We start from the raw sequence: 12011 nt of genomic DNA, 5'->3' as shown, positions 1-12011 counted from the left end.
GAACCCACCATGCACGACCTCTCCGTACTCGGACCGGCCGTCACGCACCAGCTGTACGGCGTTGCCGTGCGGGCGGTCGGGCGCCGCGCGGCGACCGACGACCGGGACCGGGGCGCGGTGTCGCTCGAGCAGGTGTTGTGGTTCGTCGCGGCCGGAGTCAGCGTCGCCGTGATCGCCGCGATCCTGTGGAACAACATTCGCGACGAGGCGAACACACCGATCGACACGCCGACGGCGCCGACTCCCTGATCCGTGTCCGACTCGGTCACGAACCGCGACGTCGGCTCGACGTCGTTGACCACCGTGCTCCTCACGCCGGTGTTCATCGTGATCGCCTTCGCCGCGTTCCAGGCGGCGATGTGGAGCCACGCCCGGACCGAGGCTCGCTTCATCGCGCGTGACACGGCTGCCCAGGTCGCCCGGGGCGGGGTGCCGACCGATGCCGCCGAGGCGGCCGCCGAGCAGGTGTTGCGCGCCGACACCGACATCGGTGCGCCGGACATCCGAATCGAGACCGATCCGGGCGGCACCTTCGTCACCGTCACGGTCACCGGGCGGGCACCGGGCATCATCCGTGGCACGTCGACCGATCTGACCGTCGTCGAAGCCGTCCCGATCGAGGCGTTCCGCCCGTGAGCCGGCTCGCCGCAGTCCCGCCGGCCGGCAGTTCGCTGACGACGCGCGACCGGGGCGCCACCGAGGCGCTGGGTCTGGTACTGATCGCGCCGGTCGCGATCGGGCTGGCGTTGCTCGTCGTGTCGCTGGGACGCGGCGTCGACGCCCGCGCCCAGGTGCGCACGGCCGCCGAGGCCGCTGCGCAGGCAGCGGCGCTCGAGCGCACGCCCGCCGCTGCGAGAGCTGCGGCAGACCGGGTCGCCGGCGCGATGCTCGTCGATGCCGACTCGTGCTCGGCACCCGTCGTCGTGGTCGACGCCGCGTCGTTCCGGCCGGGTGGCGAGGTCGGGGTCACGGTGACGTGCACGATCTCGAACCGCGGCATCGAGGTCGTGCGAGCCGAACCGGAGGGTTCGTCGGCGACGGCGTACGCGACGATCGATCCGTTCCGCGCGGCTGCGTCAGGTCCCTGATGGCGGTGCAGGCGCACGACCGGTGGGCCGATCGTGACCGGGGTGGCGATCGGCGGTTGCGGTCCGACCGGGGTTCGGCCATGGTCGCATCACTCGTGTTGCTGTTCGCCTTCACTGCCGGCGCGGTGGTCTGGCTGGCCCGCGACGTCGACCGCACGATCTCCAACCGGTCGATCGCAGCGTCGGTCGCCTTCCAGGCCGCACGCTCCGGGGCACAACAGGTCGAGGTCGGTTCGTTGCGAGGGGGTGCCGACGACGAGATCACCATCGACGAGGATCGGGCCCGCGCCGAGGTCCAGCGCGTGGCGACGCGGTTGTTGGGCGAGTACGGCGTGACCGGGACGGCCAGCGCACGGATCGGCGGCGCCGATCCGCTCCTGGTGACCGTCACCGTCGTCATCACCGACCCCGTCGGCGACGTGACCGGGGTCGGCTCGGCGCGCCCGGAGACAGGACCGTGAGCGCTTTCCCGTTCCTGCCACTCGTCCCCCACAGTGGAGGTGTTGCCACGATGTGGCCCGAGGAGACGACACCATGACACGAACAGCAGGTTCGAGGGCGGCGGCGTTCGTCCGCTCGGTCGCGCTCCTCGGCCTGTTGGCGATCGGCGTGCCGGTCGCACTGATGTTCGCGGCCGACGAGCGGTTCGGCGGCCGAGCGCCCCTGCACGGGGTCGCGAGCCCGGCCGAGTGGGAGCTCGACACGATCCGATCGGCGCTGACCGACCGGCTGACCGATGAGACCGTCGCCGACGTCGTGATCCGCCTGTCGCTGCTGGTCGCGTGGGCGGCGGTCATCGTGCTGGTGCTCACCGTCATCGCCGAGGCGGTCCACATGGTGCGCCACGACGGACTGCCGATGCCCGACGTTCGCGGCCTCGGTCTGTCCCAGCGAACCGCGCGGGTGATCGCGTCGGGGCTGCTCGTGATCGTCCCGATGTTCGCGACGCCGAGCCGTGCGATCGCGCGCGACACGCTGGTTCCCGAGCAACGTCCCGAGACGACCTCGGTGCTCGAGGCGCCCGATCGGTCCGACGCGGTGGGCGGCTTGGCCGAACACGCCGTCGCCGCGTCGCTGCCGCAGCACTCCGAGAGGTCGCTCGACGAACCGGTCGCCGAGACGACACCGCCGTCCGATCGGTACGTCGTCAAGCCGGGCGACTCGATCTTCGGCATCGCCGAGCGCGTGGTCGGCCCCGACCACGCGACCGTCGCCGCCTACGCCGAGCGGCTGCTCGACGCCAACCTCGGGCGGCCGATGCCAGACGGGCAGCACTTCACCAACGCCGCCTACATCGAGGTCGGCTGGGTGCTCGAGCTCCCACCGCAGCCGCCGGCCGCCGCTGCGAGCACGGTGACCGGGGCGCCGGGCGCGACGGCCGCCGGCGCGGTGGTCCACGTCGTCGAGGAGGGCGAGACCCTGTGGTCGATCGCCGATGACGAGCTCGGCGATCCCGAGCGGTGGCCCGAGATCTACGAGGCGAACCGGGGCCGCTCGTTCGACGACGGGCGATCGCTCGACGACCCCGACCTCATCCAGCCGGGCTGGCGGCTCGACGTCCCGGGCGACGAGGTGCCGATCGAGTCGGTCGCCACGCTGGCCCCCGGCGACGCCCGCGCGGAGAACGTCTGGATCCCGAAGCACGACCTCGCCGACGTCGCCGAAGTCGGTGCCGGCGATGACGGCCCGGCGGTGGTCCAGGATGCGAGCGCTCCCGCGACGCCTGCGAGCGACCGGCATCCGGCGACGGCCGAGACACCGGCAGCCGAGACCGCGTTGGCCGAGACACCGGTGACCGACACGCCGGCACGGACCGACGTCGGCGCCCCGCCTGCCGCCGATCTGACCGGCGCCGACCAGCCGGCCGACGCGTCACCCACCGCCGTAGCGGATGTCAGTGCGGCGACCGGAGGCGGTGGGGCTCAGGGCCGGCGCGAAGGTTCCGCGACGCCATCGGCAGCCCGCAACGATCGAGGCGCACCGACCGCACTGCTCTCCTACGGCGCCGCCGCAATGCTGTCGGCGGGTGTGCTGACCCTGCTCGCCGTTCGCCGACGCAACCAGCTCAGGCGGGCGCGCCCCCGTGCCCGGCTGCCCGAGCAGCCGGCGTCGTCGTCGGCGACCGAGCGGGCACTGCGAGCGGTCGACCCGGGCGAGCGGTTCGCCCGCGTCGGTGCGGCCATCGCGGCCAGTTCCGAGCACCTCGTCCGGCACGGATCGCGCGTGCTCGCAGTGCTGGTCGGCACCGACGGGTCGCTCGAGCTGCGGGTGACGGCTCCTGCGTCGCTCCCGTCACCCTGGACGGGGGCCGACACCCGGTGGCGCCTCGACGCCGCCACGCCGATCGAGCTGCTCGATCACGGTGCGGACGCATCACCGTGCCCGACGCTCGTGCAGCTCGGCCAGACGCCCGATGGTCACGACGTCTACCTCGATCTCGAGGCGGTCGAGGCGCTCGAGGTCGGCGGCCCGGGCGACGAGGCCGACGCGATCGTGGCTGCGATCGCCGCGACGCTGGCGGGGTCGACGCTGGCCGAGGTCACGACGCTGGTCGGCCTCGGCGTCGCCGACGACGCGTTCCTCGGGCATCGGCTCCACGTCCCCGCCCGTGACTCGCAGCGTGCCTTCGAAGCGGCCGCCGACGCCATCGGGTCGACGGCCAGCATGAGCAGGTCGACGTTCGAGTTGCGTGTCGGGGGCCAGGGGGGTGAGACCTGGGAGCCGGCCGTCGTGCTGATCGGGTCCGCGGCCGGCACGATCCCGGCGCCTCGCGTTCGCACCGGCTTGGCGGTGGTGTCGGCGTCGCCGATCCTCGGGCCGTCGGGCCGGCTCGCGCCCGACGGTGACGCATGGGAGCTCAAGCCGGCCGGCATCCGGCTGCGCCCCGTCGGTCTGGCTCCCGACGACATCGCCGCGATCTCCGGCCTCGTCACGGTCATCGATCCGCCGGTCGCGCCGGTCGAGCGCGAGGTCCTGACCGACGGCGATCACACGGTGGTCGGGCCGCGCGACGAGCCGGCCGACCTGACGACTGCGGGTGAGCCACCTGCGGCCGAACTCCTGGGCGGCGGCGACATCGGCGAGCCCGCCACCAGTGCCACGGTCGCCGATGAGGCCGCGGTCGCGGACGACGCCGCGATCCCGAGCGACGGGGAGCCGGCCGTTCCCGCTCCGGCCTGGTCGCTGCTCGTCCGTCTGCTGGGGCCGGTCGAGGTGATGTCGCCCGAAGGTGCGGTCGTCGAGTTCGAGCGCTCGAAGACGCGCGAGCTGGTTGCGTGGCTGGCGACGCACCGCGAGCGGTCGACGCGGACCGCGGCCCGCACCGCCCTCTGGGAGCTCGACGTCAGGGACGCCACGTTCGCCAACGTCGTCTCCGAGGCCCGGCGCTCGCTCGCCCGCCTCGTCGAGCCGCCCGAGGGCGAGGAGTGGGTCGGCCGGACCCACACCGATGCGCTACCGCTGCACGACCTGGTCCGCACCGACGCGGACGTCCTCGAGCACGCACTCGACGCCGCCCTGCTGCAACCGCCCGCGCAGGCGATCGACACGCTGAGCCCGGCGGTCGACCTGATCGTCGGCATGCCGTTCGAGGGCACCTCGTACCTGTGGCCCGACGCCGAAGGGTTGACGTCGACCCTGGTGCTGCTCGCCACGTCGGCGGCGACCGAGCTCGCCGCGCACTGCCTGTCGGTCGGCGACATCGACGGGGTGTTCCTGGCGACGGGTCGCGGGCTGCGCGTCCTCCCCGGACACGAGGAGCTGATCGGGTTGCGCATGCAGGCCCACGCCCGCGCCGGCGACCACGCCGGCGTGCGGCAGGAGTGGGAGAGCTACGAGCGCGTCATCACCGCCGACCCGTGGAGCGACGGGGAGCCGTCGCCGAAGCTGGTCGAGCTCCGTCGCGAGCTGCTCAACCCGACCCGGTGACCACACCGGCCGGGGGCCGCGACGCGATCAGGACGGACCGGTCTGGATCTGGATCGCGGCCCGCTCGGCCACGTTGCCGGCGATGACCTCCGAGATGAACAGCACGTGCTGCGGGTGGTCTCGGTAGGTGCGCCAGTCGTTGACGTTGTCGAAGTCGGCCACGACCGCGTAGTCGTACGTGCCCTCCGACACGCCCACGTCGGCACCGTGGACGTAGCTCCGGATCTCCTCGATCTCGGCGGGCAGCGCGTTGAGGCCGTCGCGGACGCGATCGAGGTGGTCGACGCCGACGTCGTCGTTCCATCTGAACATGGCGATGTGACGGAAGGGCATGGCTGCTCCTGGATGTCGACGGGGTGGGCGAGGTCAGCTGTACTGCTCGAGGATGGTGCTCTCGGTGACGCGCTCGAGCGTCTCCTTGACGCTGCGGGCGGTCTCCGCGTCGACGCCGTCGACGGTCATGAGGTCGTCGACGGTGACCCGCTGCAGCCGCGCGAGGCTCTCGAAGCGGTTGGCGATCTTGCCGGCGAGCTCGGGTGGCAGCTTGTGCACCCGGCGGAGGAGCCGAAGCCCCTTCGGTGCGAGCTCGTGGTCGAGCTCGCTGGCGCCGAGGTGCATCGTCGAGAGCGCCATCCGGGCGTCGAGCACGTCGTCGTCCTTCAGCCGGGACATCTCGGCGAGGGTGTCCTCGACGTTGCGGTGCGGCGGGAGGTAGTCGGCCACCACCAGGTCGAGCTCGTCGTCGAGGTCGGTGTACGTCTCGTCGAGCTGCAGGCGGAGCAGCCGCGCGTCGACGCCGAGCTCGACGATCATCGTCTCGATCTCGTCGGCGATCCGGTGGACCATCTCGCCACGCTGCACGACGCTCACCACGTCGCGGATCGTGACGACGTCCTCGATCTCGAGCGTGGTCAGTCGGCTGATCGTGTCCTCGAGCCGCGTCTTGTAGCGCTCGAGCGTCTGCAGCGCCTGGTTCGCGCGGTCGAGGAGGCGCCCGATCTCCTGCAGCTCGCGCTTCGACCCGCCCGCGTACACGTTGATGACGCCCATCTCCTCGGACGCCGACACGACGGGGACGTCGAGCGACCGGGCGACGCGTTCGGCGGTGCGGTGGCGCGTGCCGGTCTCGCTGGTCGGCACGGTCGGGTCGGGAACGAGGTGGACGTTGGCCCGTGCGATGCGCCCGCCGTCGTTGGAGATGATGATCGCGCCGTCCATCTTGGCGAGCTCGGAGAGTCGCTGCGGGCTGAACGGTGCGTCGACGAGGAAGCCGCCGGAGCAGATCGAGAGGACCTCGGGATCGTCGGAGAGGACGAGCAGGGCACCGGCCTTCGACCGCACGACGCGGTCGATGCCGTCACGCAGCGGCGTGCCCGGCGAGACGCGGGCGAGCGCGTTGCGCATCTGCTCGTTCGCCCCGCTGTACCGGCTCTGCATGGAGTGAGTGTAGAACGACGCGCTGCGCGACGTTCATCCTGTCGTGGCGGTCGGGTCGGCGCTCTCCGTCGGAGCCGGCGCTGACCGGGTCGAACGCGTCACAGACCGGCCGCCGCCAACGCCTCGGCGATGGTGGCGACGCGGACGAGATGGAGACCGTCGGCGTCGGGTGAGCTGCGGGGGACGATGGCGCGCCGGAACCCGAGGCGGGCCGCCTCGGCCGCGCGCCGCGGCGCGTGCGCCACCTGCCGGACCTCGCCGCCGAGACCGACCTCGCCGAACGCGACCAGGTCGGCCGGCAGCGGGCGATCGTTGACGGCGCTGACCACCGACAGGCACACGCCGAGGTCGAGGCCGGGCGCGGCCAAGCGCACGCCGCCGACGGTCGATGCGTACACGTCGTGCGCTCGGACGTCGACGCGGGCACGCTGCTGGAGCACGGCGAGGAGCAACGCCAGCCGGTTCGTGTCGACGCCCTGGGTCGTGCGGCGGGCCGGGACGTTCGGCGGTGCCGGCGTGGTGAGCGCCTGGACCTCGATGACCAGCGGACGCTGCCCTTCGACGGTCGGCACGATGGCCGAGCCCGGGACGCCGGTGCGGCGATCGCCGAGGAACAGCTCGCTCGGATCGGGCACGCCGATCAGCCCGTGCCCGGCCATCTCGAACAGACCCAGCTCGTTGGTGGGTCCGAACCGGTGCTTGCTGGCCCGCAGCAGCCGGAGCGCGTGGTGGCGCTCGCCCTCGAAGGCCAGCACCGTGTCGACGACGTGCTCGAGCACCCGTGGACCGGCCAGCGACCCCTCTTTCGTGACGTGGCCGACCAGCACGATCGGCACGTTGCGCTGCTTGGCGATCTGGACCAGCTGCTGTGCGCAGCCGCGGACCTGCACGACCGAACCCGGTGGCGACCCGAGCGCCGGGTCGTGCACGGTCTGGATGGAATCGACGACGACGATGCCGGGGGCGGTGTCGGCGACGGCCGCCGTGATGTGCGGGAGCGCCGTCTCGGCCTGCAGCAGCAGCTCGGGTCGGACGGCACCCAGCCGCTCGGCCCGTTGGCGCACCTGCTGGGCGCTCTCCTCCGCGGTGACGTACAGAGCTCGCCCGGCGCGCTCGGCGAGCAGCTGGAGCAGCAGCGTGCTCTTGCCGATGCCCGGCTCGCCACCCAGCAGGGTCACCGAGCCCGCGACCAGACCGCCGCCGAGGACCCGGTCGAGCTCGTCGAGCCCGGTCGGCACGGGCGCGCTCGTGTGGGGATCGACGTCGCCGATCGGCTGTGGCGCCGACAGGGCCGGTGCGATGACGGGCAACGGGTCGGTGGCGAACTCCTCGACGAGGGTGTTCCACTCGCCGCAGGACGTGCACTGCCCCGACCACTTCGGATGCGACGCGCCGCACGCCGAGCAGACGTGTTCGATCTTGCTCTTTGCCATGACAGCCAGCATGACGTCGGGGTGTTGCAGGCGATCGGCGGAACACCCGCACGTGCTGGTGGGTTGACTCCGGCATGGCAACAGCAACCTGGAACGGCACGGTCATCGCAGAGTCCGACGACACGGTCGTGGTCGAGGGCAACCACTACTTCCCGCTCGCCTCGGTCGCGCCCGGCACGCTCGTCGAGAGCGATCACACCTCCGTCTGCCCGTGGAAGGGCACCGCCAGCTACTACGACGTGGTCGTCGACGGCGAGACCAACGCCAACGCGGCGTTCCACTACCGCGAGCCGAAGGAGGCCGCGGCCCAGATCACCGACCGCGTCGCGTTCTGGCACGGCGTCGTCGTCACCGACTGACGCACACCGGGCTTCGTCTCAGCCGCCGGCTGCGTGGTGGTTGGCGATCCGGCCCGGTGAGACGAGGCTGTTGAACAGCACGACCTCGTCGACCGTGCCGTCGAACGCGAACGAGCCGCTCGCCGACGAGTCGCCGTCGTGGAACTGGGTGCCACCGTTGAGCACCCCGATGGCGCCGTCGTCGCTGTGGGCGTTCCAGGCGTTGGCGTCGGTCTTGGACGCGCTCGCGACGGGGACGCCGTCGAGGTACAACGTCAGCGACCGCGACGTCACGGCGTCGAGCGCCACCGCGACGTGGTAGGCGGTGTTCGCCGCGATCGGGGTGCTGGTCACGAGCGGCGTGCTCCAACCGGTCGACTGGCTCCATGCCGTCGCATAGAGCTGGCTGTCGTCGAGGTACACGTTCAACCCGTTGACCGTCCCACCCTCTTCGTAGATCACCTGGCGGCCGCTCGTGGAGTCGGCCTCGAACCACAGCTCGGTCGTGCGTTCCCCTCGTGTCGACAGGTTGACCAGCGCGTCGTCGCCGATCAGCACGGCGTCGTCGATGCCGTCGAGATCAGCGGCCGTGTCGCCATCGCTGGTCATCAGCCCGGGCTGGCCGAGCAGCGGACCGCCGATGTATCCGCCGTCGAGCGTGCCGATGCGGTCGACCGCGACCAGCGTCGGGTTGGTCTGCACGACCATCAGGTCGTCGACGTAGTAGTCCCAGCCGCCGTGGATCGCGAGTCGGTCGAAGGTCGTCGTCGTGCCGTCGATCGCCGACGTGCTCGCGAGCAGCGTGCCAGCCCCGTCGTAGGCGCTCAGGGTCAGCGCGGCGCCCGAGCGGACGAGCTGGAGTCGGTACCAGCTGTCCTCGGGTGGGTCGAAGGCGACCGTCGTGCCGATCGAGCTCGGCGACCCTCCGGTCCGGCGATCGATGCCGAGTCGGTTGCCGTTGTGGTCGACCAGGAACGTGTAGCCGTTGAACCCGGCATCCTCGAGGCCGAGTCGATCGATCGATCCGCCGGCGAAGCCGCTCGGGCGGTAGACCCAGACCTCGAACACGAAGCTGCCGCTCACCGTCGCCGGCAGCGCCTTCCAGCCGCCGTTGGGGTCGTTGTTCCCGGTCTTGAGGCCCGAGCGTGTCCCCGAGCGTGCCTGGGCGGTCGATGACACGAAGCTGCCGGCGCCGTAGGTGTTGTATCCCGAGAACGTCTCGAAGTCGTCGACGAGCACGGTGACCGGTGGCCCGCCCGCCGCCTCGCCGAGCCGCCAGTGAGCGACGGGCGCGTCGCGGTCGATCGTGTCGAGGAACCACTGCGACGTCATCGCGAAGTCGTTGCCGGCGTCGCCGGTCTGGCTCGTGAACGCCGCCGATGTCGACGGTGCCCCCAGCATGGCGGCGATCGCGACGCCGATCGCAGCGGTCTGGCGTCGGCGGCCCCGCCTGCCGCGATCCGGACCGGACCGGAGCCGCTGGAGCGTGTCCATGGAGACGATGGCGGCGACGAGCGTCAGGACGGCGAACGCGGCGAACTCCGTCCACTGTCCGGAGGCTGTCCACGCCTTCGGCAGGCCGGCGTACGGCACCACGAGCCGCGCCACACCGTGGACCCGCTCCACGGGAACGACGGTGGAGTCGGGCACCTCGTTCGCATCGCCCATCGTCCGGAAGGCGACGACGCGGTCGCCGTCGGTCTCGACCTCGATGACGCGATGTGTGACCCGCATCCCGGGCAGCCCCGGGTCGTCGTAGGACACGACGGCCCCCGGACCGATGGTGTCGAGGTCGACGCCGTCGTCGAGGAGCACCACCGATCCGAAGCGGAGGCTCGGCTCCATCGAGGACCCGGTGACGGCCGCCGGCGACCACCCGAGCACGATCGGGACCACGCTCCACAGCGTGAGCCAGATGATGGTCCAGCACCACGACATCGCCAGGAACCGGCCGGCCATCGAAGCGACGAACCCGGTCGTGCCGAACCGTCGGCCGTCGGGACGCGACTCGGTCGCCACCGTGCCATCCCGACCCTCGAGGTCGGAGTGATCCGGGGCGACCGATGCGCTCGTCCGAGCGCGGTGAGCCAGGCCCGTGCTCACGTCATGGGGGTCCGATCAGTTGGACCGGACCTCCCAGGTGAAGTCGGCGCTCGCCGTGTCACCCTGAGCGGCGTCGGTGGTCGTGGCCTTCAGGGTCACGTCGAACACGTACGCGACCGTCTCGTTCGTAGCGGTCGGCGTGAAGCCGGCGCTGCCCGTCGCCCAGTCGGTACCGAGCGCGTCGAGGTCACCGGAGTAGACGCCGGTGAGGGCGCCGGGTGCCGCGCAGCTGCTTCCGGCGGCGCCGTGGCGGACGTTCAGGTCGAGATCGTCGGCGAGGTCGCCGCTCGACGCGCCGTACAGCCGCAACCCGGCCAGATCGGTGGTCGAGCCGGTGTACTCGACCTCGATGCAGTCGGTGACCGTGTCGCCGGGGATCATGTCGGTCACCTGGAAGTTCGTGCCACCGAAGTCGTCGTCGGTCAGCGACACGGTGGCGGCCTCGAAGGTGTTGCCGGTGTTGCCGGTGACGCCCGTGAAGGCGGCGTTCGTCGCGCTGTAGGCGAGCACGCCGACCAGCAGTGCCGACACGATGGCCGAGGCGAGGATGACGCCGCCGAGGCTCCGACGATCCTGTGAATGGGGGGTGGTCTCCACGTTGGTTCTCCTTGTTCGGTCCCACGTGTCGGGACGCGTCATATCCACTCATCGACGCCATCGACGACCACCTTGAGTCGGTGGCGCGCAGGAAGGGGAACGGCGATCACCGCGTCGTCGGGCCGGGCCGCACCTCCCATCGCAGCTCCAGCGCTGCCGTCGCGCCCTGCTGGGAGTTCGACGTCGACGGATCGAGCGAGACCGTGAACGGGTAGGCGACGGTCGTTCGGGCCCGCGCCGGCGCCAGGCCCCGACTGCCGTCGCCGAAGTCGGTGCCGAGCTCGGCGAGGGGGCCGTCGAACACCGCGGTGAGCGTGCCGGGCTCGCCGCATCGGCCACCGTCGACGCCATGGTGGATCGTGAGCCGGAGGTCCGGCGTGAGGCCACCCGACGAGGATCCGTGGACGCGCACGTCGAACGGTCGATCGTCACCATCGGCACGAGCGACCTCGACACAGCCGCCGACCGAGTCGCCGGGGACGAGGGACGGAACGTCGACGCGCCGGCGCACGATGCCGTCGGCCCGGAGCTCCGGGCGCGAGCTGTTCAACTGCGCCGGTCGGGGTGGAGCCACGTCGAGGGCGGATCGTGTGGCGCCGACCACGAGCGCGCCCGAGGCGAGGAACGAGCCGACGATCGCGGCCCAGATCATCAGCATCATGGGCGTGCGCGAGCGCGTTCGCGTCCGCAAATCCGTCACCTCCTCCGTGAAGTGCGCGTCCTGTCCGTAGGCCTTCGATCGTCCGATCGCGGGCCGGCCGGGGCCACGATGTGCGGGGATCTTGACGAACTGCCGACCCCACGCCGGTCGGGTCGACGCAGTCGAGGGGCGGACGCCCGTCTGGCCGTGGATCGACACGCCAGCCGACTGCTCGGCGAGTGACGTGGAGGTCCTGCACTCGGAGCGATGTCACTCGATCCCGGGACGCACCGATCTTGCGTGCTTCGGGGCGATCGCGACGTTCCGAGATGGGCAGCCCGCTCGAACCCGCGCCCGGCGATGACACGTTCGCCGGCACGGGGGCCGGACCGGGCACGCCAGCGCCGGATCTGGGCACGAGGTCACCTGGCTCGACGAGAACCGGGCG

The 12011-nt window shown here is 71.8% G+C and carries 12 protein-coding genes; 6 read left to right on the top strand and 6 right to left on the bottom strand.

The genetic code is table 11. The features are described 5' to 3' along the window. The first annotated feature begins 9 nt into the window (after positions 1–9). The 5 genes from QNJ12_RS04370 to QNJ12_RS04350 all read left to right on the top strand — a co-directional run bounded on the left by QNJ12_RS04370 (position 10) and on the right by QNJ12_RS04350 (position 5015). Entirely contained in the window at positions 10–249 is a 240-nt protein-coding gene (locus QNJ12_RS04370; RefSeq protein ID WP_300619319.1) for a hypothetical protein, read from the top strand. A gap of 3 nt (positions 250–252) precedes the next feature. Continuing rightward, positions 253–636 (top strand): TadE family protein, encoded by a 384-nt coding sequence (locus QNJ12_RS04365; RefSeq protein ID WP_300619316.1) that lies wholly within the window; start codon positions 253–255, stop codon positions 634–636. Continuing rightward, positions 633–1088: a hypothetical protein gene (locus QNJ12_RS04360; RefSeq protein WP_300619314.1), complete on the top strand. Its 456-nt coding sequence runs from the start codon at positions 633–635 to the stop codon at positions 1086–1088. The genes QNJ12_RS04365 and QNJ12_RS04360 overlap by 4 nt, the downstream gene beginning before the upstream one ends. 80 nt (positions 1089–1168) lie before the next feature. Further along, the gene (locus QNJ12_RS04355) at positions 1169–1549 is read left to right on the top strand and encodes a hypothetical protein (RefSeq protein ID WP_300619311.1); all 381 of its coding nucleotides are present in this window, start codon (positions 1169–1171) and stop codon (positions 1547–1549) included. 73 nt (positions 1550–1622) lie between these two features. Next, entirely contained in the window at positions 1623–5015 is a 3393-nt protein-coding gene (locus tag QNJ12_RS04350; RefSeq protein ID WP_300619308.1) for a LysM peptidoglycan-binding domain-containing protein, read from the top strand. 27 nt (positions 5016–5042) lie between these two features. Here the strand turns inward: QNJ12_RS04350 and QNJ12_RS04345 are convergent, their stop codons facing one another. From QNJ12_RS04345 to radA, 3 genes are all read right to left on the bottom strand, one after another. After that, a complete protein-coding gene (locus QNJ12_RS04345; RefSeq protein ID WP_300619305.1) occupies positions 5043–5348 on the bottom strand; it encodes a Dabb family protein in 306 nt (101 codons plus the stop codon). Between the two features lie 33 nt (positions 5349–5381). Further along, a complete protein-coding gene (disA, locus tag QNJ12_RS04340) occupies positions 5382–6452 on the bottom strand; it encodes a DNA integrity scanning diadenylate cyclase DisA (RefSeq protein ID WP_300619302.1) in 1071 nt (356 codons plus the stop codon). Between the two features lie 98 nt (positions 6453–6550). Further along, a complete protein-coding gene (radA, locus tag QNJ12_RS04335; protein WP_300619299.1) occupies positions 6551–7885 on the bottom strand; it encodes a DNA repair protein RadA in 1335 nt (444 codons plus the stop codon). 74 nt (positions 7886–7959) lie between these two features. Here radA and QNJ12_RS04330 point away from each other — a divergent pair, with 74 nt between their 5' ends. Then, a complete protein-coding gene (locus QNJ12_RS04330) occupies positions 7960–8244 on the top strand; it encodes a DUF427 domain-containing protein (protein WP_300619296.1) in 285 nt (94 codons plus the stop codon). A gap of 18 nt (positions 8245–8262) precedes the next feature. Here QNJ12_RS04330 and QNJ12_RS04325 read toward each other — a convergent pair whose 3' ends face one another. From QNJ12_RS04325 to QNJ12_RS04315, 3 genes are all read right to left on the bottom strand, one after another. Continuing rightward, the gene (locus QNJ12_RS04325; protein ID WP_300619293.1) at positions 8263–10242 is read right to left on the bottom strand and encodes a signal peptidase I; all 1980 of its coding nucleotides are present in this window, start codon (positions 10240–10242) and stop codon (positions 8263–8265) included. A gap of 99 nt (positions 10243–10341) precedes the next feature. Then, positions 10342–10923: a hypothetical protein gene (locus QNJ12_RS04320; RefSeq protein WP_300619291.1), complete on the bottom strand. Its 582-nt coding sequence runs from the start codon at positions 10921–10923 to the stop codon at positions 10342–10344. A 106-nt stretch (positions 10924–11029) separates the two neighbouring features. Further along, positions 11030–11584 (bottom strand): hypothetical protein, encoded by a 555-nt coding sequence (locus QNJ12_RS04315; RefSeq protein ID WP_300619288.1) that lies wholly within the window; start codon positions 11582–11584, stop codon positions 11030–11032. Positions 11585–12011: the final 427 nt, after the last annotated feature.

Source organism: Ilumatobacter sp., assembly GCF_030065885.1.
Classification (GTDB): Bacteria; Actinomycetota; Acidimicrobiia; order Acidimicrobiales; family Ilumatobacteraceae; genus Ilumatobacter.
Note: the sequence above shows the minus strand (reverse complement) of the source record. Positions and strands in the feature narration are given on the sequence as shown.

What these genes read in the sequence shown, in the direction of transcription:
- QNJ12_RS04355 (WP_300619311.1), top strand. Translation starts at nt 1,169, where the DNA reads ATGGTCGCATCACTCGTGTTGCTGTTCGCCTTCACTGCCGGCGCGGTG.
- radA (WP_300619299.1), bottom strand. Translation starts at nt 7,885, where the DNA reads ATGGCAAAGAGCAAGATCGAACACGTCTGCTCGGCGTGCGGCGCGTCG.
- QNJ12_RS04370 (WP_300619319.1), top strand. Translation starts at nt 10, where the DNA reads ATGCACGACCTCTCCGTACTCGGACCGGCCGTCACGCACCAGCTGTAC.
- QNJ12_RS04345 (WP_300619305.1), bottom strand. Translation starts at nt 5,348, where the DNA reads ATGCCCTTCCGTCACATCGCCATGTTCAGATGGAACGACGACGTCGGC.
- QNJ12_RS04350 (WP_300619308.1), top strand. Translation starts at nt 1,623, where the DNA reads ATGACACGAACAGCAGGTTCGAGGGCGGCGGCGTTCGTCCGCTCGGTC.
- QNJ12_RS04315 (WP_300619288.1), bottom strand. Translation starts at nt 11,584, where the DNA reads ATGATGCTGATGATCTGGGCCGCGATCGTCGGCTCGTTCCTCGCCTCG.
- disA (WP_300619302.1), bottom strand. Translation starts at nt 6,452, where the DNA reads ATGCAGAGCCGGTACAGCGGGGCGAACGAGCAGATGCGCAACGCGCTC.
- QNJ12_RS04330 (WP_300619296.1), top strand. Translation starts at nt 7,960, where the DNA reads ATGGCAACAGCAACCTGGAACGGCACGGTCATCGCAGAGTCCGACGAC.